Raw genomic sequence first — 25625 nt, 5'->3', positions numbered from 1 at the left:
CGTCCCCACGGTGCGGCGCGCACCCCGGCCGGGTGGGGCCCTCCGGAGCGGAGGGGGGACCCACCCGGCCGGTTCGTCTCCGCCGGTGCCCGTCCGTGCTTCCCGTCGTCCCGTCCGGTCCGTCAGACGTTCTGCCCGCTACCGCCGCCGGAGGCCTTCTTGATGCCCTTGGTGATCTCGTCTATGACCGACTGCTCGGGTGCGTCGGAGCCCACGTCGATGCCGAAGCGGATCATGACCAGCCGGTCGGGGTCGGCGGGCGACGGGAACGCGAGCGACTCGACGTAGCCGTCGGCGCCCTTGCTGGTGACGACCTTCCAGCGGACCAGATAGCCCTTCTGCCCGGCCACGGTCACCGCCTTGGAGGCGAGTTCCTCGTGCGAGGTGATCTTCCCGTAGGTCGTGCCGCCGTACGACTCCTCGGCGTTCTTCGAGATGTCCTCCTTCGCGGCGGCCTCGGCCGTGGTGGCCTTCAGCTTCAGCACCTCGGCGGGCGCCGAGTACGCGCCGCCGCGCGTGCAGGTCTTCGAGGTGTCGCCGGGGCACTTGTACGAGCCCTTGGCCGTGACCTGCACGCCCACCCCGACCGACACGGCGTTCCAGTCGTCGGGCACGGGGATGCCGATGCCGTTGACCGGGTCGATGGCGAGACCGTCCTCGATCCGCGGTTCCACGGACTCGCCGGGCGCCGGGGTCCGGCCGTCCGGGCCGCCGGAACCGCCACCGGAGTCCCCCTGCCCGTCAGGGTCGCCCCGGCCGTCCTGCCCGCCGGGGCCCTGGGAACTGGTGGTGTTCCCGTTCCCGTCGTCCTTGGTCAGGGCGTACACGCCCACACCGATGCTCGCCAGCACGGCCGCGGCCACGGCGACGGCGATCCCCGTACGCAGCCCGCGCCGCGAAGCCGCGGGCGGATACGCCGGGTTGGGCGGGTACCCCGGGTACGCCCCCGGCGCGGCCGGATACGGCCCCGCTGCCGCCGGATAGGCCCCGGGCGGCACCGGCTGACCCCCGGGGGCCGCCGGATACGCGGCGGGGGCCGCCGGGGCGGCAGGAGCCGCGGGCGTCGTCGGGGGACCCCATACGGCGGCCGGGTCCGCGGGCCGGATCTGGTCCGTCCATGCCTTGCCGTCCCACCAGCGCTCGGTGGCGGGAGCGTCACTTGTCTGCCCCGGGTCGGGGTACCAGCCGGGAGGAGTCACCTGGGTCATGGGGCCACGGTATGAGGTGAGCGTGAAAGACGGATGAGAGGGGGCCCCGCTGTCGCGGTTTACCCGTTGTTGACCCTCTACGACCGTCACCGCCGCTGGTGAACGGCCCGTCGCGTCGCCTTCGCGCACCCGGTGTCACTCCTGGCGGCAACACGTGCCCGGACCGGCTCCACTTGGGCGCGCGGAGGGCTACGCTCGATGCCTGTACGTCATTTGGGCGACCTGGGGAGGTAGCGGGATGACGGAAGCAGGGCCGGGAGGGGGCCCGTCGGCTTCGCTGTGGGAGCGCGACGAGGAACTCGCAGCCGTCGGGGAGGCGATCGACGCCCTGCGCGCCAACCGAACGTCCAGGGGCGGCCTTCTCGTCTTCGAGGGCGAGGCCGGCATCGGCAAGACGGCGCTCCTCGCCGAGGCCCGGCGCATCGCGGAGGAGCGCGACTGCACGGTGTGGTCGGCACGCGGCGGGCAGACCGTCACCTCCGTACCCTTCAACGTCGTACGGCAGTTGTTACAGCCCGCGCTCCTGTCGCTGATGCCGGACGAGGCGAGGGAGTACCTCGGCGACTGGTACGACATCGCGGGGCCCGCGCTGGGAGTGGCGGTCCCCGGCGGCCGGCACGCCGACCCGCAGGGCGTGTGCGACGGACTGATCGCGGCGGTCACCAGGCTCGCCCGGCGCGAGTGGCCCCTCGTCCTGCTGGTCGACGACGCGCACTGGGCCGACCACGAGACCCTGCACTGGCTGGCCGCGTTCGCCTCCCGCCTCGACGAGCTGTCCGTCCTCCTCGTGGTCGCCCGCCGCCCCGGCGAGGTGACCGGTGAGCGCGCCGCCCTCCTCGACGCCGTCGCCGCCGTGGCCGGTACCGGCGCCAGGCTCAGCGCGCTGACCCCCGAGGCGACCGCCGGGCTCACCCGCGCCACCGTCGGCGAGCACGCCGACGCGCCGTTCTGCCGCGAGGTGTGGGCGGTCACCGGCGGCAACCCGTACGAGACGGTGGAACTCCTCGCCAAGGTCCAGGACAGCCGACTGGAACCGGCCGAGTCCTCGGCCGCCGAACTCCGCGCCCTGAACCGCTCGGCGCGCGGCCGCGGCCTCGTCGCCCGCCTCGAAGGGCTCGGCGTCGACGCCACCCGCTTCGCGTGGGCCGCCGCCATCCTCGGCACCGGCATCACCGTGGACCTCGTGGCCACGCTCGCCACCATGCGCCGTGAGGAGGCCCTGCGCTGCGCCCGGTTACTCAGCGCGGCCCGCATCCTCGCCGAGACCGATCCCGGCAGCCGCCAGGTCGGCGCCGGCGACCTGGAGTTCGTGCATCCGCTGATCGCCACAGCCGTCTACCACTCGATCCCGCCCGCCATGCGCACCGCCATGCACGGGGTGGCCGCGGAGGTCGTCACCGCCTCCGGGCTCGGAGCCGCGGCGGCCTCCCACCACCTCCTCCGGGTCCACCCGGACGACGACCCGGAGCTGGTCGAGCAGCTGCGCCAGGCGGCGCGCGAACACCTCGCCATCGGTGCGCCGGACGCGGCCCGCCACTGCCTGGAACGCGCCCTGGTGGAACCGCCCGAACCGGACATCCACGCGCAGGTGCTCTACGAGCTGGGCTGTGCCACGCTGCTGACCTCGCCGTCCACCACCATCGAGTACCTGCAGTCGGCGCTCGCCATACCGGGGCTCGACGGCGGTACCCGCGTGGACGCCGTGGTCCGGCTCTCCCAGGCCCTCCTCCACAACGACCAGCTGGAGGACGCCGTACGCACGGTCGACGCGGAGGCCGCCCGGCTCGGCCCCGGCCCCGCCCAGCTGCGGCTGAAGGCCGTGCACCACATGTGGCAGGGCATCCACTCGGGAGAGGAACACCCGTCCGGAGGCTCCGGCGAACTCGCCGCGCTCGCGGCCACCTGCACGGGCCGGGACAACTCCGAACGCGCGCTGCTGATCCTGCGCGGCTTCGACCTGATGATGCGCGGTGAGAACGCCGAGGAGGTCGTCGAGCTCTGCGACCGCGCCCTCGTCAACGGCCGCCTCGCACCCGGACTCGGCTGGACGGACACCGAGTGGGGCATCGAACTGCTGCTGATGCTGGCGAACTCGTACGCCTACACGGACCGGCTCGACCGCGCCGAGAGCCTCTACACCGAAGCCCTGCGCGCCTACGAGACCGCCGGATGGAGCGGCGGCCACATCGCCCTGACGCACGCCTACATCGGCCTCGCACACCGGCGGCGCGGGCGCCTGACGGAGGCCGAGAAGTCCCTGCGCGAGTCGCTGCGCCTGGCCGAGCGTCGGCCGTCGGCTGCCGCTGTACTGGTCGGCCTCCTGCGGCCTCGTGGACACCCTGCTCGCCCGCGGCCATGTCGACGAGGCCTGGCAGACCGCGGAGCAGTACGGCTTCGCGCCGCCGTACCCGTCCACCATCGTCCTGCCCGACACCCGCTCCGTACGCGGCAGGCTGCTGCTCGCCACGGGCCGTACGGAGGAGGGCGTGGGCGAACTGGAGGCGGCGGAGAAGACGGCCGCGGCCCGGGGCCACCACAACCCGGTGGTGGCCTCCTGGGGCAGTGACCTCGCACGCGCCCTGGCCAACGAGGACCCGCGCCGTGCGGCCGAACTCTCGGTCGCCGTCCGCCGCCAGGCCGAGCGCTTCGGCACCGACGCCGCCATAGGCGAGGCCCTCCGCCTCGCCGCCGCGCTGGAGACCGGCCAGCGCGCCGCCTCCCTGTACGCCCAGGCCGTCACCTATCTGGAGGCGTCGCCCTGTGCCTACGAACACGCCATGGCCCGCGTGGAGCACGGCATCGCCTCCCGCTCCACCACGGAACTCGAGAAGGGCCTGACACTGGCACGCTCGTGCGGCGCGGACGGACTGGTGGCCAAGGCCCAGCGGGCGCTGGACGAGGGGTGGGGGCTGCGGTAGGCGGCCGGCCGGAGGCCGACACGCCGAGTGCTTCGGGCGCCGTGGTCCGCTGCGGTCACGGCGGACCGCTTCAGCCGACGGCGGCCCGCTTCAGCCGGCGTCGGCCTGTTTTCAGTCGCCGCGGTCCGCGAAGGCGCCGGTGAAGGCCAGTTCGGCGAAGCGTTCGCCGATACGGCGGTGGGTGGCGGCGTCCGGATGGAGCTGGTCGGGCAGCGGCAGCTCGGCGAAGTCGTCCTCGCCGTAGAGGCCGCGGCCGTCGAGGTAGTACAGGTTCGGGTCCTCGGCCGCCCGCCGCGCCACGATGTCGGCGAGCTCCTCCCGGATGACACGCAGGGTCAGCTTCCCGCCGGCGCGCTCCGCCGGATCGCCCATGGCCAGAAACCGCAGGTGCCCGGTGCTGAGCGCGTCGAAGTCGAACGCCCCGGGCCCGGGGGTGTCCTCGTGGATGGGGCACAGGATCGGGGAGACGACCAGCAGCGGTGCGGTGGGATGGCCCTCGCGCACGGTGTCGAGGAAGCCGTGGACGGCCGGGGTGAAGGCCCGCAGCCGCATCAGGTCGAGGTTGACCAGGTTGATACCGATCTTGACGCTGATCAGATCGGCGGGGGTGTCCCGTATGGCACGGGCCGTGAACGGGTCGAGCAGGGCGCTGCCCGCAAGTCCCAGGTTGATCAGCTCCACCCCGCCGAGGGAGGCGGCGAGCGCCGGCCAGATGGCGGTGGGACTGGCCGCGTCGGAGCCGTGGCTGATCGAACTGCCGTGGTGCAGCCACACCCTGCGGCCCCGGTCCGGTACGGGCTCCACGGGGGCGTCGGTGCGCAGGGCGACGAGCTCGGTGGTCTCGTTGTGCGGCAGCCATATCTCGATGTCCTTGCCGCCTTCGGGTAGACCGGTGAACCGCAGGGTGCCGGGAGGGCCCGACTGCTTCTCGGTGCTCCCGCTGCTCATGTCGATGGTCAGGGTGTTGCCGCCCGGCACACTGGCCTGGCCGGCCAGGCGCCCGTCGACGAGCAGGTCGTACACGCCGTCCGGGCGGGGTGGCACCCCCACGTAGTTCCTCCTGGTGCGCAGCGCGTCCAGTTCGACGGCGGTGGCCCGGGTGCGGAAGGCCAGCCGTACGCCTGAGGGCTGGGCCTCGGCCATGGCCAGCTGCCCGTCGGCGCACTGGGCGCGCGCCCTGGCGGGCAGCCGGTGCGGCAGCACGCCGTGCTCGGTGTGCTCCACCTCGAGGGCTCCGCGCAGCAGGTCCGCGGTGATGGGGGTGGTGATCCAGTCGTGCGGGGTGTGCATGGCCTCAACCTGTTGATCGACGTGTGGGGGATCGTCCGGCTCCGCCGAACCGGCCTTGGCTGTGCCGCTACGCCGCGGGCCAGTTCCGCAGCAGGGCGTCGAGGGCGTCAAGGATCCTCGTCCAGCTTTCCTGGCTGTCCGGGGCGCTGTGGCTGAACCCTCCCGCCAGCTCCAGGCTGACGTAGCCGTGGAAGACGCTGCCCATCAGCCGGACCGCGTGCGTCTGGTCCGGCTCGGTCAGGTCGTAGCCGCGCAGGATGGCCCGCGTCATCCGGGCATGCCGGCCGCCCGCACTGGCGGCAGCCTCCTCCGGGGTGAGCCGCAGCTGGGCCGCGGCGTAACGCCCCGGGTGCTCCCGGGCGTAGTCACGGTAGACGTTCGCGAAGGCGGCCAGGGCGTCCTTGCCCGCCCGTCCGGCCAGCGCGGCGGCGCCCCGGTCGGCGAGCTCCTCCAGGGCGAGCAGGGCGATCCTGACCCGGAGGTCGTGGGAGTTGCGCACGTGCGAGTAGAGACTCGCGACCTTGACGTCGAACCGTTTGGCGAGCGCCGAGACGGTCACCTGGTCGAAGCCGACCTCGTCGGCCAGTTCGGCACCCGCCCGGGCCAGTCGTTCCGTGGTCAGTCCAGCGCGTGCCATGTGCTTGCCCTCGCCCCTCGCAGCTAGCTCCTCGCTCAGCGGACTCGATTGTGCATTTACCTAAAGGTGTTAGGCAAATCGGCCTGCTGTTTAGGGGTGGGGGCGCCCCCGGGTCAGGCCGGGGAGTCCTGGGACCCGTCCTCCTCCGCGAGGACCCGCTGTGCCGCCGCGAACGCCGAGTTGGCCGCCGGGACACCGCAGTACACGGCCGTCTGGAGCAGTACGGCCCCGATCTCCTCCGGGGTGAGCCCGTTGCGGCGCGCCGCCCGTACGTGCATCGCCAGCTCGTCGTAGTGGCCGTGCGCCACCAGCGCGGTCAGCGTGATCATGCTGCGCTCACGGCGCGTCAGCGTCGGGTCCGTCCAGATCTCGCCCCAGGCGTACCGGGATATGAAGTCCTGGAAGCGGGCCGTGAAGGGAGTCTGGCGGGCCTGGGCGCGGTCCACGTGCGTATCCCCGAGGACCTGACGACGCACCTCCATGCCACGCGACGCGTGCCCGCCGAAGTGACCGCGCAGCGCGGCCAGTACGGCCTCCGGACGCTCCGCCGGCGCGAGGTGCGAGGCGCCCGCGAGCTCCGTCAGGGACGAGCCGGGCACGGCGTCCGCGATCTCCCGCAGATGCGCGGGCGGGGTCGCCGGGTCCTCACGGCCCGCGACGAGCAGGGTGGGCGCGGTGATCTCGGAGAGCCGGTCCCGCAGGTCGAACGCGGCCAGCGCGTCGCAGCAGGCGGCATACGCCCCGGGGTCGGCGTCACGGTGGTCGGCCACCAGCTCGGGAACGGTGAAACCGGGCGTGAACCAACGGGAGTCCGCCGACTTTGCGAGCTCCGCCAGTCCCTCGCGGCGCACCAGCGCGGCACGCTCCTCCCACGGCCTTGAGCCGTTGAAGTGGGCGGAGGAGCAGATCACGGCGAGCGAGGACAGCCGGTCCGGGTGGTGGACCGCCAGGTGCAGACCCACCGCGCCGCCCAGCGACACACCCGCGTACGCGAACCGCTCGATCCCCAGCGAGTCCGCCAGCGCCAGCACCAGTCCGGCCAGATCGCCGACCGTGGCTCCGGGGCCGATGAGGTCCGCCGCCGAGCCCCCGTGCCCCGGCAGGTCCCAGCGCACCACCCGGTGGGCGACGGACAGTTCGGGCGCCACCTTGTCCCACAGGGCGTACGAGGTCCCGAGCGAGGGCCCGAGGAGCAGCGGGGGAGCGGTGGTGGGGCCTTCGGCACGGTGGTTCAGCGGCTTGTCGGTCAACGTCGCTCCAGGGCGCGGTCGGTGAGGGCTCCCGCGGAGCCGGTGTAGCGGGTGGGGTCGGTGAGGGCCGTGAGGTCGAGGTCCTTCAACTCCGGCTCCTCGGCAAGGAGCTCGGCCAGGGAACGGTCCTCGGCGTAGGTGCGCCGGGCCGCCTCGGTGAGCAGCTCCTTGGCGCGGGCGCGGCCGAGTACCGGCGCCAGTTCGGCGGCGAGCCGCTCGGAGACGATCAGCCCGTGGGTGAGGTCCAGGTGCCTGCGCATCGTCCCGGCGTGCACCTGGAGGCCCTCCGTCAGCTCCACGGCGCCCCCGGCGGCTCCCCCCACCAGCCGGAGCAGATCGCGCAGCGGCTCCCACTCGGCGTGCCAGGCCCCGGCGGGTCGCTCGTCCTCCGCGGCCAGCGCCCCGTACAGCGTGGCCGCGAGCTGCGGAGCCCGGCGTGCGGCCGCGGCGATCAGCGTGGACCGTACGGGGTTCGCCTTGTGCGGCATGGCCGACGAACCCCCGCCGCTGCCCTCGGAGACCTCCGCGATCTCCGTACGGGCGAGGGTGAGCACGTCGACGGCCGTCTTGCCGAGGGCGCCCGCGGTGAGGGCGAGCGATCCGGCGAGGTCCGCGACCGGGGTGCGCAGGGTGTGCCAGGGCAACGACGGCTCGGCCAGCCCGAGTTCGCGCGCGTACGCGGCGACCAGGGCCTGGGTGTCCGAGGCGCCGAACACGGTGAACGCCGCCAACGTGCCTGCGGCGCCGCCGAGTTGGGCGGGAAGGCCGTCCCGTACGGCCCTGAGGCGGTCCCGTGCGTCCAGCACCAGCGAGCGCCAGCCCGCCGCCTTCAGCCCGAACGTCGTGGGCACGGCGTGCTGGGTGAGCGTCCGCCCGGGCATCGCCGTGTCCCGGTGCTCGGCGGCCAGCCGGGCCAGCGCCCGCTGGGTGCGCTCCAGGTCCGCCAGCACCGGGTCCAGCGCGCGCACGGCGACCAGCATCGTCGCCGTGTCCATGATGTCCTGGCTGGTCGCGCCCCGGTGGACGTACGGGCCGTACTCCGCCCCGACCGCCTTGGTCAGATCCGCGACCAGCGGGATCACCGGATTGCCGCCCCCGCGCGCCCGTACGGCGATGTCCCGGGCGTCGAACCGCTCCGGAACGGCCGCCGCGGTCACCGCCGTCGCCGCCCCCATTGGAGCGAGTCCCAGCGAGGCCTGGGCGCGGGTCAGCGCGGCCTCCGCGTCGAGCAGCGCCCGCAGATACGCGGTGTCGCTCGTCGCGGAGGACGCGGCGGAGCCGACGGGCCCGGGAGAGAGGAGGCCGGCGTCGGAACCGTCGTAGCCCTCGGAACCGCCAGAGGTCACCGGAACTCCAGGAAGACCGTCTCGTCCTCGCCCTGGAGGCGGATGTCGAAACGGTACGTTCCGTTGCCCTCGTCCACGGCGATCAGTGTGCCGCGCCGGTCCTCGTCCACCTGCCCGAGCAGCGGGTCCGCAGCGAGCGCCGCCTCGTCGCCGGGCAGGTAGATCCGGGTGAACAGGTGCACGAGGAGCCCGCGAGCGAAGACGCACACGCTGAGATACGGCGCACTCTGCCCGCGAGCACCCGGCCGGAGCGTCCGTGCGTACCAATGGCCGTTGGCGTCCGTCTGGATGCGGCCCCAGCCGGTGAACTCCACGCCGTTGCGGCCCAGGTAGCCGCCGGTCGCCGGGTCGCGCCGGATCGAGCCGTCGGTGGTCGGCACGTTGCCGTCGGGATCCGCTCCCCACAGCTCCACGAACGCGTCGGGCAGCGGCTTGCCCTCTCCGTCAAGGATGTACCCGTGGACCGTGATCGTGTCCGGGTGCCCGAGGGGCGCGATCTCCTCGCCGCCGCGGAAGGGCAGCGCGTAGCCGTAGAAGGGACCCACCGTGTGCGACGGGGTGGGCAGCACGCTCTCAGGGCTGCTCGTGTCGATCTTCGTCATGGCAGGTCAGCGCCCTTCTTCGATCCAGGTGGCCTTCGGCCCGTCGAGCACGATGTCCCAGTGGTAACCCATCGAGAACTCCGGCACGGACAGGTTGTGGTCGTAGGTCGCGACCAGCCGCTGCCGGGCCGCGTCGTCCGTCACCGACTGGATGATCGGGTCGTACGGGAACAGCGGGTCGCTCGGAAAGTACATCTGCGTCACCAGCCGCTGCGTGAACGCCGTGCCGAACATCGAGAAGTGGATGTGGGCCGGCCGCCAGGCGTTGAGGTGGTTGCGCCAGGGGTAGGGGCCCGGCTGGACGGTCGTGAAGTGGTAGCGGCCCTCCGCGTCGGTGATCGTGCGGCCCACGCCCGTGAAGTTCGGGTCCAGCGGCGCGTCGTGCTGCTCCCGCTGGTGGGCGTAGCGGCCCGCCGAGTTCGCCTGCCAGATCTCGATCAGCTGACCGCGGATCGGGCGCCCGTCGCGGTCCAGCAGTCGGCCGGAGACGGTGATGCGCTCACCGATCGGCTCGCCGTTGTGCTGCCGGGTGAGGTCGTTGTCGATCTCGGTGATGTCGCGCTCGCCGAAGGCGGGGGAGGACAGCTCCACCAGCTCCGGGTCCTTGGCGACGTCGATGGTGATCGGCGGCTGCCTGGGGTGGCGCAGCACGGAGGAGCGGTACGGGGCGTAGTCGCGGCGCGGCTGGTGCTCGACGGGGGCGCCGTCGGCGACCCGCTTCTCGTACGCGGCGTGCTCGGCCGCGATCTCCTGGTCGATGTCGTGCTGGGTGAGAGTCATGAGGTGTCCCGGGGGTCTTAACGTTCGAGGACGAGGGCGAGGCCCTGGCCGACGCCGATGCACAGCGTGGCGACGCCGGTGCCGGAGCCCTTGGCGGCCAGCTGGTGGGCGACGGTCCCGGCGAGGCGGGCCCCGGAGGCGCCCAGCGGGTGGCCCAGCGCGATGGCGCCGCCCCGCGGGTTGAGGATCGTGGGGTCGAACTCGGGCCACTCGGCCACACAGCCGAGGACCTGGGCGGCGAATGCCTCGTTCAGTTCGAGCACGTCGAGGTCGGCGAAGCTCCTGCCCGCCTTGGCGAGGGCGCGGTTGACGGCCTCGACCGGGGCGAGCCCGAAGTAGTGCGGGTCGATGGCGGAGACACCGGTCGTGGAGACACGGGCGAGCGGCTCGCGCCCGGTGGCCGCCAGGCCCTCCTCGTCGACCAGCAGCAGGGCGGCCGCACCGTCGTTCAGGGGCGAGGAGCTGCCCGCGGTCACCGTGCCGTTCTCCTTGCGGAAGGACGGCTTGAGCCGGGCCATCGCCTCCAGGGAGGCGTCCGGTCGTACGCACTCGTCGGCGCCGAACACGACCGGGTCGCCCTTGCGCTGCGGAATCGACACGGGGGCGACCTCGGCGTCGAACCGGCCCTCGGACCACGCCTCGGCTGCCTTCCGGTGGCTGCCGAGGGAGAACTCGTCCTGCTGCTCGCGGCTGATCTTGTGCTTGTCCGCGATGAGCTCGGCGGACTCACCCAGCGGGACGGTCCACTGCGGGTCCAGCCTCGGGTTGACCATGCGCCAGCCGAGGGTGGTGGAGAACAGCTCGGTGTGCCCGGCCGGGAACGGCTTGTCGTTCTTGGGCAGGACGTACGGCGCGCGGGTCATCGACTCCACGCCGCCCGCGAGAGCGATCGATGCGTCGCCGCAGGCGATGGCGCGGGCGGCCTGGATGACGGCTTCGAGTCCGGAGGCACACAGCCGGTTGACGGTCACGCCCGGCACGGAGGTCGGCAGTCCGGCCAGCAGCGCGGCCATCCGGCCCACGTTGCGGTTGTCCTCGCCGGCGCCGTTGGCGTTGCCGAAGTACACGTCCTCGATGCGCGACGGATCCAACTCCGGTGTGCGGGCGAGGAGCTCACGGATGGCGTGAGCGGCCAGGTCGTCGGGCCGGACGGAGGCGAGCGCGCCGTTGTAGCGGCCGATCGGGGTGCGCACCGCGTCGACGATGTAGACGTCCCTCATGACTAGACCTCCCCGGGGACACGGACCTTGGCGGCGGTCTTGGTCACGATCTCAGCGGTGTCCACGCCCGGCGCGGTCTCGACCAGGACCAGGCCCTCATCGGTCACGTCCAGCACGCCGAGGTCGGTGATGATCCGGTTCACGCACGCCTTGCCGGTCAGCGGCAGGGCGCACTCCTCCAGGATCTTCGGGCTGCCGTCCTTCGCGGTGTGCGTCATGACGACGATCACGGTGCGGGCGCCGTGGACGAGGTCCATCGCCCCGCCGATGCCGGTGATCATCTTGCCGGGGATGGCCCAGTTCGCCAGGTCGCCCTTCTCGGAGACCTGCATGGCGCCGAGTACGGCGACGTCGATGTGCCCGCCGCGGATCATCGAGAACGACAGCGCCGAGTCGAAGAAGGACGCGCCCGGCAGAACGGTGACCGTCTCCTTGCCCGCGTTGATCAGGTCCGGGTCGACCTGGTCCTCGGTGGGGTAGGGGCCGGTGCCCAGGATGCCGTTCTCGGACTCTAGGGTCACCTCCACGCCGTCCGGGAGGTAGTTGGGGATCAGCGTCGGCAGTCCGATGCCGAGGTTGACGTACTGGCCGTCCTGGAGCTCGCGCGCTGCGCGGGCGGCCATGTCCTCACGTGTCCAGGCCATCAGTTGCCCACCGTCCCTCGTGCCTCAGGCGCGGAAATCGTGCGCTGTTCGATGCCCTTGGCGGTGGCCTGCTCCGGAGTCAGGGCCACCACCCGCTGTACGAAGATGCCCGGCAGGTGCACCGCGTCCGGGTCGATCCCGCCCGGCTCGACCAGCTCCTCGACCTCGGCGATCGTGACCCTGCCCGCCATCGCCGCGAGCGGGTTGAAGTTGCGGGAGGACTTGTTGAAGACCAGGTTGCCGTGCCGGTCGCCCTTCGCCGCCCGCACGAGCGCGTAGTCGGTGCGGATGCCGCGCTCCAGCACGTACTCCACACCGTCGAACTCCCGGACCTCCTTCGGCGGCGAGGCCAGTGCGACACCGCCGGAGCCGTCGTAGCGCCACGGCAGTCCGCCCTCGGCGACCTGTGTACCCACTCCCGCCGGGGTGTAGAAGGCCGGGATCCCGGCGCCACCCGCGCGCAGCCGCTCGGCCAGCGTCCCCTGCGGGATCATCTCGACCTCCAGCTCCCCGGCCAGGTACTGCCGCGCGAACTCCTTGTTCGCCCCGATGTAGGAGCCGGTCACCCGGGCGATCCGGCCGGCCGAGAGCAGCACGGCCAGCCCGGACTCCATCGCCCCGCAGTTGTTCGAGACGACCGAGACTCCGGACACGCCCCGCTCGTACAACGCCTGGATCAGCACGTTCGGCACACCGCTCAGCCCGAACCCGCCCACCGCCAGCGACGCGCCATCCGGCACGTCGGCCACCGCCTCCAGGGCTGTGGCGACCACCTTGTCCATCCGAGAAGCCCCATCTCTGCCGCGCGTTCAGCGCCCGTCGCTGATTCAGTTAATCAGGGCACTGACTATTTACGTGAGGTGTCACTCAAGCTGCCATCCGTCCCTTGCGACGTCAAGACCTCGGGCAAATGTGCAGGTGACGGCTCGGTGATGAGGGGAGACGGGTTATGGGAAGGCGAGGTATCGTTCAGTGCACCGACGAATGCAAGGCGCCCCACGCGGGCCGGGAGTCGAGGAGCGCACATGGCCGCGGTGGACCTGTCCACCCATCCCGGGCACCTGGCCCGCAGGCTCCAGCAGGCGCACTACCTGCTGTGGAACACGATGGTCTCCGAGGAGATCACCTCACCGCAGTTCGCGGTCCTCAACGCGCTCGTCGCCGAGCCGGGCCTGGACCAGCGCACCGTGGGGGAGCGGGTCGGGCTCGACCGGTCCACCATCGCCGAGGTCATCAGCCGGCTCGGCCGGCGCGGGCTCCTCGACAAGGTCCGTGACCCGCAGGACGGCCGCCGCTTCCTGCTGCGCCTCACGGACGAGGGCGTCCGTACGCACCGCAAGCTGATCGTGCGCACGGCCAGGATGAACCAGGTCTTCCTGGCCCCGCTGTCCACCGAGGAGCAGGCCGTCTTCTTCGACCTCATCCGCCGCGTCGCGGACGCCGCCGAGGGGCTCCGCAACCCGGGGGAACCCCTGGTCACCCAGCCCTAGGGCCCGCCCTGCGCCCTGTCGTTCGGATCATCCCGGCATCGCGGGCCCCGGGCGTGCGGGCCCACCCGGCGCTCACGCCTCGGTGTACACCACCCACACCTGGCCCTCGGCGAAGTTCACCGGCTCGCCGTCCCCGGTGGTGAACTCCGTGCCGTCCGTCGCCTCCTCCCGCTCCCAGTTCACCTCGAACACCCGCCCGTCGCGCAGCACTTCGGCCTTCCCCGAGCCCACGGTCTCCGTGTACGGCGTGTTGTTGCCGAGGAAGTCCTTGAACTGGGACGGCCGTATGTCCACGTGCTGCACGACCACGGTCGGGGCGGCCACCCGTGTGCCGTCCGTCGTCACCGTCGGTGTGCCGTCCATGGCCACGAGCCAGCTCTGCCGGCTGTCGGACCAGGTGAAGGTGAAGCGGGCCGACGGGTAGCGGACCGTGCGCGAGTCCTCCGGAGCGCCTCCGTCCGGGGCCTCGCCGTAGCGGAAGCCCGTCGTGAGCGCGTCGGCGCCGGGCGGGGAGTCGATCAGCCGCCCGGGCCGCAGATAGAGGTTGTACGGTGCGGCCTTGTCGGAACTGCGGAAGTACGCGCCCGGCGCGTCCGCCGGGGTCTCCGCGTGCAGCGGCGCCTCGTCGATCAGCGGCAGCAGTTTGCTCTGCGCCCCGGAGAAGGCGAGCGTGGGCTCGTCGAACTGGCGCAACAGCTCCAGGTCCGACTCCCGCGCGCTGCGCACCGGCCCGACGGCCTCCGGCAACTCGGTCGCGTACACCGCCATCAGCCGGCTGAGCCCGCCCTCGACCTGCTCCGCGTACACGACGTCCGCCGCGTCGAGCCCCGTCTGGGGGCGCGCGGCGGACGTGTTGTCGATCTTCACGGCGAGCACGGAACCGGCGGACGCCGTGCTGACCCGGTCGTTCTCGCTCCGTCCGTCGTCGGAGCCGTTCGTGCACCCCGTGATGAGGGAGCCCGTCACCACGGCGGCCAGCAGCGCCGCCGTCATCCTGCCGCGCCGCATCGTCGCTCTCCGTCTCATGCCCACCGTGCCCACCCATGGCCATCTAGTCCGTTTGGGTTAATTGTGTGCTGATAGGTTCATAGATGGCCATACCTGCCAACACGGTGGAGCGTCCCCGAACGGGGCGCGGGGCCGTGTTCGACGACCCCGACATGACGGCGTTCAGCAACCGGAGGAGCAGGGGCTCAGCCCCGCTCGCCCAGAATCTCAGCTCCGCTCGCCCAGAATCTCCGCGAGCTCGTACCGCACCGGCTCCTCCAGCTGCGCGTACGTGCAGCTCTCGGCCGTCCGGTCCGGGCGCCAGCGGCGGAAGCGGGCCGTGTGCCGGAAGCGCACGCCGTTCTCCATGTGGTCGTACGCCACCTCCGCGACCCGCTCGGGCCTGAGCGGCATCCAGGAGAGGTCCTTCTTCGCCGACCACCGGCTCGGCGCACCCGGCAGCCGCGCGGTCTCATGGGCCGCCTCGTCCGACCAGGCCGCCCACGGATGCTCCGCCACGTCGTCCATCCGCAGCGGCTCCAGCTCCTCCACCAGCTCGGCGCGCCGTTTCATGGGGAACGCGGCCGACACCCCGACATGCTGGAGGGCGCCCCGGTCGTCGTACAGGCCGAGCAGCAGTGAGCCGACGACGGGCCCGCTCTTGTGAAGGCGGTAGCCCGCGACCACCACGTCGGCCGTGCGCTCGTGCTTGATCTTGTACATCGCGCGTTCGTCCGGCCGGTAGCCCAGCGTGAGCGGCTTGGCGATGACCCCGTCCAGGCCCGCCCCCTCGTACTGCTCGAACCACCGCTCGGCCACCTCGATGTCCGTGGTCGCCGGGGCGACATGGACGGGAGCCGTGGCCCCGGCCAGGGCCGCCTCCAGCAGGGCGCGCCGGTCGGTGAGCGGGACGTCGAGCAGCGACTCGTCCGCGAGCGCCAGCAGGTCGAAGGCGACGAACGACGCGGGCGTCCTCTCGGCCAGCATGCGGACCCGGGACTCCGCCGGGTGGATGCGCTCGGTCAGCGCGTCGAAGTCGAGCCGCCCCTCCCGTGCGATCACGATCTCCCCGTCCAGCACACACCGCTCGGGCACCCGCTCCCGCACCGCCTCGGCCAGCTCGGGAAAGTATCTGGTCAGCGGCTTCCCGGTGCGGCTGCCGAGCTCCACCTCGTCCCCGTCGCGAAACACGATCGCCCGGAAGCCGTCCCACTTCGCCTCGTAGTGCATGCCGGGCGGGATCCTCGCCACGGACTTGGCGAGCATCGGCAGCACGGGAGGCATGACGGGGAGCTCCATGCTCCGACTCTATGAGCCGTTCGCGGCATCCGCCTGGCGTCCGTGAGTCCGGCGCGGCCGAATCAGTCCAGGTCAGGCCGCGCGGAGTCACCAGGGGACCGTGCGGCGGCGGTGTCACTCCGAGGCCGGACCCGGGCGGAAGGCCTGGGCGATGACCGCGTACTTGGTGGCGATCTCCAGGTGGTCCTCGTTCATGAGGCGCAGGTGCTCGTACCCCGCCAGCCAGAATCTCGCCTGCTTCAGGCAGTGTGCCCGGACCTCGTCGTCGGCCATCCTGTGGAGCTCGAGCCCTGCCAGTGGCGGGATCTCGTGGGCCGGCTCGGTCTTCCCGGCTGGTTCCGGCGTGCCGGCCGGCTCGGGCCTGCGGTTCCAGGGACGGTCCTTGGACATGGTGGTGATCAACCTTCCGTGACTGCGGGGAGCCGAGTGCCGCAGCCGGGGCAGAGGCACGCCAGGCCGGGGCCACCCGTACGCCACCGGCTCACGGTGTGCGAGGTGCACGCGGTCCGCCTACCGTGGCTCGCATGGGCGATGCGGTGGAGCTGGAGGTGGCGGGCCGGACGGTACGGCTGTCCAGTCCGGACAAGGTCTACTTCCCGGAGCGCGGCTTCACCAAGCTGGACCTCGCCCGCTACTACCTCGCCGTCGGCCCCGGCATCCTCCGCGCCCTGCGCGACCGCCCGACCACCCTGGAGCGCTATCCGGAGGGCCTGAACGGCGAGTGGTTCTTCCAGAAACGGGCGCCCAAGAACATGCCCGACTGGATCCCGACCGCCCACATCACCTTCCCGAGCGGTCGCAGCGCCGACGAGATGTGCCCCACCGAGGCCGGCGCCGTGGTGTGGGCCGCCCAGTACGGCACCCTCACCTTCCATCCGTGGCCCGTGCGCCGCGGCGACGTCGACCGCCCCGACGAACTCCGTATCGACCTCGACCCCCAGCCCGGCACCGACTACGACGACGCCGTGCGCGCCGCCCGTGACCTGCGCGAGGTCCTCCACGAGTACGGCGGCCTCCAGGGCTGGCCCAAGACCTCAGGCGGCCGCGGCCTGCACGTCTTCGTGCCGATCCGGCCCGACTGGACCTTCACCCAGGTGCGCAGGGCGGCCATCGCCGTGGCCCGCGAGCTGGAGCGCCGGATGCCCGAGCACGTGACCACGGCCTGGTGGAAGGAGGAGCGGGGCGAGAAGATCTTCGTCGACTACAACCAGACCGCCCGTGACCGGACGATCGCCTCCGCCTACTCCGTACGGCCCCGCCCGCACGCCCCGGTCTCCGCGCCCCTGCGCTGGGACGAGGTGGGCGACGCGCACCCCCGGGACTTCGACCTCGCGACCATGCCCGCGCGCTTCGCCGAACTCGGCGACGTGCACGCGGACATGGACGATCACGCCTTCTCGCTGGAGGCCCTGCTGGAGCTGGCGTCCCGTGACGAACACGACCACGGGCTCGGCGACCTGCCGTACCCGCCCGAGTACCCGAAGATGCCGGGCGAGCCCAAGCGGGTGCAGCCGAGCCGGGCCAGGAAACCGAAGCCGAGCGGAACCGAGGGACCTACAGCTCCTTGATCCGGATGTCCCGGTACGACACCACGTCCGTCGTGCCGTGCACCTGGAGCCCGAGGTACCCGGAGGCGAACCGCCGGCCGTCCGTGCCCGGGTCGTCCGCGCGCGGCGGGGTGAAGTCCTGGCCGCCGATGTTGTCGAACTCGTTGATCAGCACACCGTTGCGGTACACGGAGTAGTGCTGGTCGACGACACGGATCTCGTAGTCGTTCCAGGTGCCCTTCTGGGTGACACCCGCACCGGCGAGGCCCACACGGTCGAAGCCGTAGACCGAGCCGGTCTTGTACATGTCGCCGTCGGGCCGGTCCAGCACCTGCACCTCGTGCCCGTACTTGATGGCGACCCACTCGGGACGGGACTCCTCGGCGTGGTCGTGGACCCAGGGGAACCGTACGAACACACCGGAGTTGGCGTTGCCCGTGCCCGGGGCGTCGTCACGCCACTGGAGCCGCAGTGAGAAGTCGCCGTACTTCCGCTCGGGGAACCACAGCATGCCGAGCCCGGCCTTCGTCGTACCCGAGGTGATCGACCCGTCCGTGTTCAGCGCGAACGAACCGCCGCCCACCTGCTGCCACTTGGCGAAGGACTCCGCCGTACCGTCCATGATCGTCCGGTAGCCCTCGGTCTGGCCGGGCCTGCCGATGCCGGACTCGGCTGCCGCCTCCTGGATGGCGTCGTACTCGCGCTCGTCGACGACCCCGTCCTTGAAGAGCTTGTCCAGGACCGACTTCACGTGCTTCAGGAACAACGCGTGGGACGTCCACTCCTTCTCGTCCTCGATCAGCTCGTTGATACGGCACCGGTTGTTCGTGAGCCGGTTCGGTACACCCGAGTCGACCGTGCCGACGATGACCGTCAACCGCTCGTCCCACTCCGCGCAGTTGGGCGCCGGGACACCGCCGCCCGCGACGACCGTGAAGGTCACGGTGCGCGGCTGGGAGGTGTTGCCCGCCTTGTCGGTCGCCCGGTACGCGAGCGTGTGCGTGCCCGCGCGGTCCACCACCACGGATGCGGTGTACGCGAGATAGGGCCCGCCGTCGAGCGAGTACTCGATCCCGGCGACCCCCGAGCCGTGCGCGTCCGTCGCGGTGACCGTCACCTCGGCGCTCCTGAGGTACGCGCCGGAGGAGTTCCGGTCGCCCTCGACGGTCACCCCGGTCACCGGCGGCGTGGTGTCCTCGGCGGGCGGTGTGACCACCGTGAACTGGACGTTCTTCTCGGCGGACACGTTCCCCGCCTTGTCGGTGGCCCGGTAGCGCACCTGGTGCGCGCCCACCTCGTGCACCATCACGGGCGCGGTGTACGGCCGCCAGGCGCCCGAGTCGCCGAGCGCGTACTCGATGGTGTTGACGCCCGACCCGGCGTCGGACGCGGAGACGGTGACCGTCGCCATGGAGAGGTACTCACCCTGAGGGTTCCGCTCACCGGTCACCGTCGCCGAGGTCTCCGGCGCCGTGGTGTCGTCGGTCGGCGGGGGGACGACGGTGAAGTCGGCGTTCTTCTCGGCCGCGACGTTGCCCGCCTTGTCGAACGCCCGGTAGCGGACGTGGTGGTCACCGACCTCGTCGATCACCACAGGCGTGGTGTACGGCTGCCAGGCACCCGAGTGCCCCAGCGCGTACTCCACGCGATCGACACCCGAGCCGCCGCTCTCGTCGGTCGCGCTCACCGTCACGGTCGCCGAACCCACGTACGCGCCCTGTGCGTTCTGCGTGCCGCTCACCTTGGCCGTGGTCTCGGGCGGCGTCGTGTCCTCGCCGCTGCCCTCGGTCACCACGAGGATGCCCTGCATCTGACCGTGGCCCGGGATCGTGCAGTAGTAGCGGTAGCGGCCGGGGGAGAGCGTGACCTCGGCGGTGTACTTGCCGCCCTGGGCGTCGTTCGGGTTGGCCAGGATGTTCAGCGGGACGTCGTTGTTGTACTCCGGGTCGGAGACGTCGAACGTCAGCGTGTGCGGCATGCCCGTGGTGTTGCCGGTCGCCGCGCTGTTCTCGAACACGATGGTCGTCGGTCCCGCGACCGCGGTCTGCGGGGCGGTCGTGTACCTGGTGATGTCGTCGCCGGCGGTCCAGGTCAGCACCTGGGCCGCGGCCCGGGACCCCTCGGTCCGCGTACGGCCCGCCGCCGAGGTCGACGTGAGCCCGAGCACCATGAGGAGGGCCGCCAGCAGCGCGGTCCACCAGCGTCCTTGGCGTATCAGGGGTGTCAGATGTCTCGCGCGCATCACTCCGCCTTCCTGGCCAGCCGGTCGACGGCCGGCGTCGGCCCGCCCCCGGTGTAGGTGACCCGCCACAGCGCCGACCTGGCGTCCGAGGTGAAGAAGCCGCGGCCGTAGTCGAGGACGTACAGCGAACCGTCGGGCCCGAACTTCCAGTCCATGAGGTTCCTGATGCCGTCGTTGCCGATCGGCACGATCTTCTTCAGCGACTCGGAGTGGACCGGCAGCCCGCCGTCCCCGTGCGTCCTCGGGTCGGTGATGACCGCGTTGCGCGGCTGGTCGGCGTCGTAGAAGTCGCCCACGAACCACTTGCCGTCCCAGTACGCGGGCCACTGGCCGCTGTCGGTCACGGAGGCGTCGTACCGGTAGACCGGCCCGTTCATCGCGGCCTGTCCGCCGCCCTTGAGCCACGGCAGCCCGTACGTGGCCTCCGCGGTCTTGTACGAGGGGATGCCGTTCGCGTCACGCGGATAGTCCGGGGCGCCGCCCTGGGGCGAGTACCAGATGTTGTTGCCGGTCACCGGGGGCAGGTTGACCAGGCCGTCGTTGTTCGGGGACTCGTTCTTCGGGGCGTCGCAGTCGTACCAGCCGAGCGGCTTCGACGGGTCGGGCAGGTTGCGGTCGCGGTACGGCTGCTTGTTGCCCATGCAGTACGGCCAGCCCCGGTTGCCCGCCTTGGTGATGACGGCGAACGTGTCGTACTTCGCCGGGCCCCAGGTCGTGGACGGCTGGCTCGCGTCGGGGCCGACCCAGCCCGCGTACAGGATGTCGGTCGACTTGTCGACGAAGATACGTGCCGGGTTCCTGACCCCCATCACATAGATCTCGCCACGGGTCTTGCCGCCGCCCTCGTCGGTCTCCCTGCCGGTGAAGAGGTTGCCCTCGGGCAGCGTGTACGTGCCGTCGGGTTCCGGGTGGATGCGCAGGATCTTGCCGTTGAGGTTGTTGGTGTTGCCGGCGGTGCGGCGCGCGTCCGCGAACGAGACGCCCTTGTAGTTGGGCTGCGGGTTGTTGCCGGAGTAACCGTCGCTGAAACCGCTGGAGTTGTTGTCACCGGTCGCGATGTACAGGTTGCCCTGGGAGTCCCAGGCCATCCCGCCGCCCGCGTGGCAGCAGCTGTGGATCTGCACCGGCCACTTCAGCAGCACCTTCTCGCTGTCGAGGTCCAGCTTGTTGGTGGCGAGGTCGAGCGTGAAGCGGGAGACGTAGCGATCGGCCGTCCGCGTGTCGCGGTTGATCCGTGAGTGCGGCGTGTAGTGCAGATACACCCAGCCGTTCTGCTGGAAGCGCGGGTCCAGTTCGATGCCGAGCAGCCCCTCCTCGACCTTGGTCAGCTCGTCGCCGCCGCCCTTGTTGCCGAAGACCGTCAGCGCGCCCGCGAGTGTGACCTTCTTCGTCTTCGGGTCGTAGACATGGATCTCGCCCTTGCCCTTGCCGATGTCCGGGCTGTTCCAGTCGGTCACCACCGGCTGGGAGGAGTCGGCGCCGCCCCGGCCGATGTACAGGACACGCCCGTCGGGCGCGGTCACCAGACCGTGCGGCTCACCGATCTGGTCGTTCTGCCCCGGCTGGTTGGGCCGGGTCAGGCGCTCCGCCTTGTAGTTGCCGTTGATCGTCGCCTTGCAGTCGGCCCGGACCAGACGGGTCGTCCAGAGCAGGGCGCCGCGCAGATGCGTACGGAAGTCGGTCTCGTCGTACGAGGCCACGGTGGAGCCCATGCTCGTGTAGAAGGAGCGGCCGCCGTCGTAGTCACGGCACCAGCTCACCGGGTGGTCCCAGCCGTTCCCGCTCGCTCCCGGCTGGTACGTCGACTCGCGCACCCGTGCCACCGTGTGGACGTCGCCGGACGGGTTCTTCATCCAGTTGAACCACCGGTCGGGCCGCTTCCACTGCACCGGCAGATCCTTGGTCGCCGGATGCCGCCGGTCGCCCACCTCGACGGTCGCCCGCTGTACGGCGGTCGGGCTCGACGCGGCCGGGCGGGCGCCGACGAGACCGGTGAACCAGTCGGAGTACGGCTCGGCGCGGGCCGCGTCATGGATCCCGACGAAACCGCCGCCCGCCTCCATATAGGCCTCCAGCCCCGCCTCCTGCTCCGGGTCGAGGACGTCCCCGCCACCGGTGAGGAACACGACGGCGTTGAAGAGGCTCAGCCGGGTGTCGTCGGTGAAGACGGAGGCGTCGTTCGTGGCCTCGACGCCGAAGCGCTGGTCGGCCGGACCGGACAGGCCGATCTTCTCGATGGCCTCGATGCCCGCGTTGACGACGGGGGACTCCTCCCCGGCCGCCGCCGAGCCGTAGTAGATCAGCACCCTTACGTCGCCCCCGCCCGGTGGGGACTTGATCGACATCGTTGTCAGTGCCGGATCGGGCGCCGGGCGCGCGCTCGCGGCGGGACCCGTGAGGACCCCCGCGGCGACCACTCCGGCGGCCAGGGCGGCGGTCCAGGTGCGGCGCGCCCCGCGTCTTTTCCTGCTCAATGGTTGTGGGGATAACGGCCTTTGATGCGATGTGAGCCGCATGTGGTCATCCACTTCTCGTCGGTCACAGCAACAGCGCCAAGGAAGCTAGACCTCTTTTCGCGGCTCGCCAATACCTATGACCTGAATGGCACGAACTTTGTCCTTGATGTGGAAAAACGATGGACGCCCGGCTACCGTCTCACAGGTTCCTCTCCGTCATAGAGGTTCCTCTCGGCATCGGTTCCTCTCGGTCACCGGTTCCCTCTTCGGCATCTCCGTCATCTCCGTGACGTCATACTTTGGGGAGTTCGGCATGGACAGACGTGGCTTCAACCGGCGGGTGCTCCTCGGTGGCGCGGCCGTCGCGACATCGTTGTCCCTGGCTCCGGAGGCCAGCGGGGCCGCGGAACAGGCGCGGACCGCGCCGGCCGGCGGCGAGGTGCGGCACATGAAGCTGTACGCCGAGAAGCTCCCCGGCGGGCAGATGGGCTACGGCCTGGAGAAGGGCAAAGCGACCGTCCCCGGCCCGCTCATCGAGCTCAACGAGGGCGACACGCTGCACATCGAGTTCGAGAACACGATGGACGTGGCGGCGAGCCTGCATGTCCACGGGCTGGACTACGAGATCTCCAGCGACGGCACCAGGATGAACAAGAGCCATGTCGAACCGGGCGGCACCCGCACGTACACCTGGCGCACGCATGCCCCCGGACTCCGCAAGGACGGCACCTGGCGCGCGGGCAGTGCCGGATACTGGCACTACCACGACCACGTGGTGGGCACGGACCACGGAACGGGCGGCATCCGCAAGGGCCTCTACGGTCCGGTGATCGTGCGCAGGAAGGGCGACGTGCTGCCCGACAAGACCGTCACGGTCGTCTTCAACGACATGCTCATCAACAACAGGCCGGCCCACTCCGGCCCCGACTTCGAGGCCACGGTGGGCGACCGCGTCGAGTGGGTGATGATCACCCACGGCGAGTACTACCACACCTTCCATCTGCACGGTCACCGCTGGGCGGACAACCGTACGGGCATGCTGACCGGCCCCGACGATCCCAGCCAGGTCGTCGACAACAAGGTCGTGGGCCCGGCCGACTCCTTCGGCTTCCAGGTCATCGCGGGGGAGGGCGTGGGCGCGGGCGCCTGGATGTACCACTGCCATGTCCAGAGCCACTCCGACATGGGCATGGTCGGCCTGTTCCTGGTGAAGAAGCCGGACGGCACGATCCCGGGGTACGAGCCGCACGAGCACTAGGGCGTGTCAAACGTTGTCACGCGATGATCCTCATCGTGCCCCACGGCACCGAGCATGCGGGTTTCCGGGCGGGAGCGCTCTCAGAGAGCGCCCCCGCCCACGGCTATCCTGATCCGCAACCGCTCTGGAGGAGAGTCCCGAAGTGACCGAGACAGCGTCGCGCCCCACGCTGGAGGCCGTGGCCGCGCGGGCCGGGGTGTCGCGGGCGACCGTGTCGCGGGTCGTCAACGGGGGTGAGGGCGTGCGCGAACCGCTCGTCGAGCGGGTACGGCGGGCCGTCGAGGAACTCGGATACGTGCCCAACCAGGCCGCCCGGAGCCTGGTCACCCGACGGCACGACGCCGTCGCCGTCGTGATCGCCGAGCCCGAGACCAGGGTGTTCGCCGACCCCTTCTTCGCCCTCCAGCTGCGCGGCATCAGCAAGGAGCTGACCGCGCACGACTCCCAGCTCGTCCTGCTGCTCACCGAGGGCCGCGACGACCACGCGCGCGTCGGACGGTACCTCGCGGGCGGGCACGTCGACGGCGCGCTCGTCTTCTCGCTGCACCTCGACGACCCGCTCCCCGGACTGATCCACGGGGCCGGCGTCCCGACGGTGTTCGGCGGACGGCCGGGCTGGGGCGACGGCACCCGCGGTATCGCCTATGTGGACAGCGACAACCGGGGCGGCGCACGGGACGCCGTACGGCATCTCGCAGGCCTCGGCCGCACCCGTATCGGACACATCACCGGCCCGCTCGACCAGACCTCCGCCGTCGACCGGCTCGACGGGTTCCGGGACGTCATGGTGGACGCCGACCCACGGCTGATCGCGGAGGGCGACTTCACCCCCGCGGGCGGCGAGCGCGCCATGCGGGAGCTCCTGGACCGCTGCCCGGACCTGGACGCCGTCTTCGCCGCCAACGACCTCACCGCCTCGGGCGCCCTGCGCGCGCTGCGCGAGCACGGGCGCAGCGTTCCCGGCGATGTCGCCGTCGTCGGCTTCGACGACATGCTGCCCGTGGCCGAACAGACCGACCCGCCGCTCACGACGGTCCGTCAGGACATCGAGGAGATGGGCCGGCTGATGGCACGGCTGCTGCTCCGCGGGCTGCGGAGCCGGGACCGTGCCGAGCCGGGCGTGGGAGGCACGCCGTCCAGCGTCGTCCTCCCGACCACGCTGGTGCGCCGCGCCTCCGCCTGACCGCGGTACGCCGTGACAGGTCCCTACGACCCCACCGTCACCGTGAACCTGCGAGGGTTCGGGTCGTGGGCCGCGCCCGAGACGTCCGGCCGGCCGTCGGGCCGTACGTCGTCGTACGGGAACGCGTAGCCGATGGGCGAGTTGGCGTGCACCACACGTGCCCAGTGGTTCGTCACGTCACCGCGGTAGTAGTCGTCCGCCGTCGCCCCGTTCGGCTGGTCGGGGTGGGTGAGCATCAGCGAGCGGTTGAAGCCGGCGGCGAGCCGGGCGAGGAGGGCCTTCTTGTCGTCCGGGTCGGCGGGGTTGTTGGCGAACGGGCCGTGGTCGCAGGTGAAGACGTCCTTCGAGGTCGGCCGGGCGAAGCTGTGGCCGCCGGTGAAGGTGAGCATGTCGCCGCCGACCCGCCCCGTGAGCACGCCCCGGCCGCCCTGGAGGTCGATCCGCAGATCGGTGGAGCGGTACTTCGTCCACACCTGGTCGACGTAGGAGTCCCAGACCGTCCGGAACGGCATCTGCTCGGGCCGGTCGAAGTACGGTGCCATCAGGCTCTGCGGTGAGATCACCCGCAGGACCTCTCCGTCTCCGCCGCGGATCACCAGCTCGTCCCACGGCTGGCCGTCCTTCGCCGCCTGCGCCCGGAGATCCGCGGCGATCCGCCCCACGGCACCGTCGGGCAGCGGGGCGACGGTGTGGGTGGCGTCGCCCTCCAGGGTCAGCCCGATCGGCAGGGCCGTCACCAAATCGACGTAGCTGATGTTCGCGTACAGCTGCGCGCTGTTGAAAGTGAACTCGCAGAACGACCAGGTTCTGCCGTAGTTGGGATCGGCCGACGTGGCGAAGGCGGGCTCCACCAGGGCAGGGCCCGGGTTCACGAAGAAGTCCAGCGTGTCGTCGCGGACGAAGTACACGCGGGCGCCGTACATCTGAGGCAGCGTCAGCACCGTGGGCGCCGAGCCCGCGGGGCCCAGCGGGATGGAGCAGTCCACCGCGAGCGGTGTCTGCGGTGCCGACGGCGAGGCCGGCCGGTGGACGCTCCCGTCGGCCCGCAGCAGCATCCAGCCGCCCGTCGACTGCTCGTGCCCGGTGACGTACGCCCGGACCGTGCCGGGCAACGACGCGTTCCGCAGGGCGAGTTCGCAGGTGGCGGGCGCGGCCTCGGCGGTGGGGCTGAGAGCGCTCCCGAGAACCGGATACGTGACGGTGGTGGCTGCTGCGGCGGTCCCGGTGAGGAGTGCGCGGCGGGATATCACGAAGGGCCTCCTGGGATG

20 protein-coding genes and 1 pseudogene are annotated in these 25625 nt (G+C 71.5%); 5 read left to right on the top strand and 16 right to left on the bottom strand.

All coding sequences use genetic code 11. The annotated features are described in order from the left end of the window. Window positions 1-122: 122 nt before the first annotated feature. On the bottom strand, window positions 123-1208 hold the full coding sequence (locus FNH04_RS15970) for a DUF2510 domain-containing protein (protein WP_152784713.1): 1086 nt from the start codon (window positions 1206-1208) through the stop codon (window positions 123-125). 238 nt (window positions 1209-1446) lie between these two features. Between FNH04_RS15970 and FNH04_RS15965 the strand changes: the two are divergent. Further along, a pseudogene (locus FNH04_RS15965) lies at window positions 1447-4126 on the top strand (ATP-binding protein). Window positions 4127-4237: 111 nt separating this feature from the next. On the opposite strand, the gene FNH04_RS15960 reads toward FNH04_RS15965, so the two are convergent. The 9 genes from FNH04_RS15960 to FNH04_RS15920 form a co-directional block, all read right to left on the bottom strand. After that, window positions 4238-5416 carry a GDSL-type esterase/lipase family protein gene (locus FNH04_RS15960; protein WP_152784711.1) on the bottom strand — a complete coding sequence of 393 codons (1179 nt, stop codon included), beginning with the start codon at window positions 5414-5416 and terminating at the stop codon, window positions 4238-4240. A gap of 67 nt (window positions 5417-5483) precedes the next feature. Then, window positions 5484-6053 carry a TetR/AcrR family transcriptional regulator gene (locus tag FNH04_RS15955; protein ID WP_152784709.1) on the bottom strand — a complete coding sequence of 190 codons (570 nt, stop codon included), beginning with the start codon at window positions 6051-6053 and terminating at the stop codon, window positions 5484-5486. 113 nt (window positions 6054-6166) lie between these two features. After that, a complete protein-coding gene (pcaDC, locus tag FNH04_RS15950) occupies window positions 6167-7303 on the bottom strand; it encodes a bifunctional 3-oxoadipate enol-lactonase/4-carboxymuconolactone decarboxylase PcaDC (protein ID WP_152784707.1) in 1137 nt (378 codons plus the stop codon). Then, on the bottom strand, window positions 7300-8649 hold the full coding sequence (gene pcaB / locus FNH04_RS15945; RefSeq protein ID WP_322723138.1) for a 3-carboxy-cis,cis-muconate cycloisomerase: 1350 nt from the start codon (window positions 8647-8649) through the stop codon (window positions 7300-7302). The genes pcaDC and pcaB overlap by 4 nt, the downstream gene beginning before the upstream one ends. Next, window positions 8646-9251, bottom strand: coding sequence for a protocatechuate 3,4-dioxygenase subunit alpha (gene pcaG / locus FNH04_RS15940; protein WP_152784705.1), 606 nt, complete (start codon window positions 9249-9251; stop codon window positions 8646-8648). The genes pcaB and pcaG overlap by 4 nt, the downstream gene beginning before the upstream one ends. A 6-nt stretch (window positions 9252-9257) precedes the next feature. Continuing rightward, the gene (gene pcaH, locus FNH04_RS15935; protein ID WP_152784703.1) at window positions 9258-10031 is read right to left on the bottom strand and encodes a protocatechuate 3,4-dioxygenase subunit beta; all 774 of its coding nucleotides are present in this window, start codon (window positions 10029-10031) and stop codon (window positions 9258-9260) included. A 17-nt stretch (window positions 10032-10048) separates the two neighbouring features. Further along, window positions 10049-11251, bottom strand: coding sequence for a thiolase family protein (locus FNH04_RS15930; RefSeq protein ID WP_152784701.1), 1203 nt, complete (start codon window positions 11249-11251; stop codon window positions 10049-10051). Window positions 11252-11253: 2 nt separating this feature from the next. Next, window positions 11254-11895 carry a CoA transferase subunit B gene (locus tag FNH04_RS15925; protein WP_152784699.1) on the bottom strand — a complete coding sequence of 214 codons (642 nt, stop codon included), beginning with the start codon at window positions 11893-11895 and terminating at the stop codon, window positions 11254-11256. Further along, complete coding sequence (locus FNH04_RS15920) at window positions 11895-12677, bottom strand: CoA transferase subunit A (RefSeq protein WP_152784697.1); 783 nt, start codon at window positions 12675-12677, stop codon at window positions 11895-11897. The genes FNH04_RS15925 and FNH04_RS15920 overlap by 1 nt, the downstream gene beginning before the upstream one ends. 243 nt (window positions 12678-12920) lie before the next feature. On the opposite strand from FNH04_RS15920, the gene FNH04_RS15915 reads away from it, so the two are divergent. Further along, the gene (locus FNH04_RS15915) at window positions 12921-13385 is read left to right on the top strand and encodes a MarR family winged helix-turn-helix transcriptional regulator (RefSeq protein WP_152784695.1); all 465 of its coding nucleotides are present in this window, start codon (window positions 12921-12923) and stop codon (window positions 13383-13385) included. A 72-nt stretch (window positions 13386-13457) separates the two neighbouring features. On the opposite strand, the gene FNH04_RS15910 is transcribed toward FNH04_RS15915, so the two are convergent. The 3 genes from FNH04_RS15910 to FNH04_RS15900 all read right to left on the bottom strand — a co-directional run bounded on the left by FNH04_RS15910 (window position 13458) and on the right by FNH04_RS15900 (window position 16061). After that, a complete protein-coding gene (locus FNH04_RS15910) occupies window positions 13458-14411 on the bottom strand; it encodes a DUF3048 domain-containing protein (protein ID WP_152784693.1) in 954 nt (317 codons plus the stop codon). 189 nt (window positions 14412-14600) lie between these two features. Further along, the gene (locus FNH04_RS15905; protein WP_152784691.1) at window positions 14601-15671 is read right to left on the bottom strand and encodes an ATP-dependent DNA ligase; all 1071 of its coding nucleotides are present in this window, start codon (window positions 15669-15671) and stop codon (window positions 14601-14603) included. Between the two features lie 114 nt (window positions 15672-15785). Next, the gene (locus FNH04_RS15900) at window positions 15786-16061 is read right to left on the bottom strand and encodes a hypothetical protein (protein ID WP_152784689.1); all 276 of its coding nucleotides are present in this window, start codon (window positions 16059-16061) and stop codon (window positions 15786-15788) included. Between the two features lie 134 nt (window positions 16062-16195). On the opposite strand from FNH04_RS15900, the gene ligD reads away from it, so the two are divergent. Next, window positions 16196-17239 carry a non-homologous end-joining DNA ligase gene (gene ligD / locus FNH04_RS15895; protein WP_152784687.1) on the top strand — a complete coding sequence of 348 codons (1044 nt, stop codon included), beginning with the start codon at window positions 16196-16198 and terminating at the stop codon, window positions 17237-17239. On the opposite strand, the gene FNH04_RS15890 is transcribed toward ligD, so the two are convergent. Both FNH04_RS15890 and FNH04_RS15885 read right to left on the bottom strand, forming a co-directional pair. Next, window positions 17226-19460: an OmpL47-type beta-barrel domain-containing protein gene (locus FNH04_RS15890; protein ID WP_152784685.1), complete on the bottom strand. Its 2235-nt coding sequence runs from the start codon at window positions 19458-19460 to the stop codon at window positions 17226-17228. The two genes, ligD and FNH04_RS15890, sit on opposite strands and share 14 nt — an antisense overlap. Then, window positions 19460-21889 (bottom strand): ThuA domain-containing protein, encoded by a 2430-nt coding sequence (locus FNH04_RS15885; protein ID WP_152784717.1) that lies wholly within the window; start codon window positions 21887-21889, stop codon window positions 19460-19462. Before FNH04_RS15885 ends, FNH04_RS15890 begins: the two co-directional genes overlap by 1 nt. A 340-nt stretch (window positions 21890-22229) precedes the next feature. Between FNH04_RS15885 and FNH04_RS15880 the strand changes: the two genes are divergently transcribed. Both FNH04_RS15880 and FNH04_RS15875 read left to right on the top strand, forming a co-directional pair. After that, window positions 22230-23174, top strand: a complete 945-nt coding sequence (locus FNH04_RS15880; protein ID WP_152784683.1) for a multicopper oxidase domain-containing protein — start codon at window positions 22230-22232, stop codon at window positions 23172-23174. Window positions 23175-23316: 142 nt separating this feature from the next. Beyond that, window positions 23317-24357: a LacI family DNA-binding transcriptional regulator gene (locus tag FNH04_RS15875; protein WP_322723137.1), complete on the top strand. Its 1041-nt coding sequence runs from the start codon at window positions 23317-23319 to the stop codon at window positions 24355-24357. A 23-nt stretch (window positions 24358-24380) separates the two neighbouring features. On the opposite strand, the gene FNH04_RS15870 is transcribed toward FNH04_RS15875, so the two are convergent. Further along, the gene (locus FNH04_RS15870) at window positions 24381-25607 is read right to left on the bottom strand and encodes a glycoside hydrolase family 64 protein (protein WP_322723139.1); all 1227 of its coding nucleotides are present in this window, start codon (window positions 25605-25607) and stop codon (window positions 24381-24383) included. Between the last annotated feature and the right edge of the window lie 18 nt (window positions 25608-25625).

The organism is Streptomyces phyllanthi, assembly GCF_009377205.1.
In the GTDB taxonomy this organism is placed as follows: Bacteria; Actinomycetota; Actinomycetes; order Streptomycetales; family Streptomycetaceae; genus Streptomyces; species Streptomyces phyllanthi.
This window is presented reverse-complemented; position numbering and strand designations above follow the sequence as displayed.

Bases quoted from the DNA above. Each gene is read 5' to 3' on its own strand.
- FNH04_RS15955 (WP_152784709.1), bottom strand. From the start codon at position 6,053: ATGGCACGCGCTGGACTGACCACGGAACGACTGGCCCGGGCGGGTGCC.
- FNH04_RS15970 (WP_152784713.1), bottom strand. From the start codon at position 1,208: ATGACCCAGGTGACTCCTCCCGGCTGGTACCCCGACCCGGGGCAGACA.
- FNH04_RS15930 (WP_152784701.1), bottom strand. From the start codon at position 11,251: ATGAGGGACGTCTACATCGTCGACGCGGTGCGCACCCCGATCGGCCGC.
- FNH04_RS15890 (WP_152784685.1), bottom strand. From the start codon at position 19,460: ATGCGCGCGAGACATCTGACACCCCTGATACGCCAAGGACGCTGGTGG.
- FNH04_RS15915 (WP_152784695.1), top strand. From the start codon at position 12,921: ATGGCCGCGGTGGACCTGTCCACCCATCCCGGGCACCTGGCCCGCAGG.
- pcaH (WP_152784703.1), bottom strand. From the start codon at position 10,031: ATGACTCTCACCCAGCACGACATCGACCAGGAGATCGCGGCCGAGCAC.
- FNH04_RS15910 (WP_152784693.1), bottom strand. From the start codon at position 14,411: ATGAGACGGAGAGCGACGATGCGGCGCGGCAGGATGACGGCGGCGCTG.
- FNH04_RS15920 (WP_152784697.1), bottom strand. From the start codon at position 12,677: ATGGACAAGGTGGTCGCCACAGCCCTGGAGGCGGTGGCCGACGTGCCG.
- FNH04_RS15960 (WP_152784711.1), bottom strand. From the start codon at position 5,416: ATGCACACCCCGCACGACTGGATCACCACCCCCATCACCGCGGACCTG.
- pcaG (WP_152784705.1), bottom strand. From the start codon at position 9,251: ATGACGAAGATCGACACGAGCAGCCCTGAGAGCGTGCTGCCCACCCCG.
- FNH04_RS15900 (WP_152784689.1), bottom strand. From the start codon at position 16,061: ATGTCCAAGGACCGTCCCTGGAACCGCAGGCCCGAGCCGGCCGGCACG.
- FNH04_RS15880 (WP_152784683.1), top strand. From the start codon at position 22,230: ATGGACAGACGTGGCTTCAACCGGCGGGTGCTCCTCGGTGGCGCGGCC.
- ligD (WP_152784687.1), top strand. From the start codon at position 16,196: ATGGGCGATGCGGTGGAGCTGGAGGTGGCGGGCCGGACGGTACGGCTG.
- FNH04_RS15905 (WP_152784691.1), bottom strand. From the start codon at position 15,671: ATGGAGCTCCCCGTCATGCCTCCCGTGCTGCCGATGCTCGCCAAGTCC.
- FNH04_RS15925 (WP_152784699.1), bottom strand. From the start codon at position 11,895: ATGGCCTGGACACGTGAGGACATGGCCGCCCGCGCAGCGCGCGAGCTC.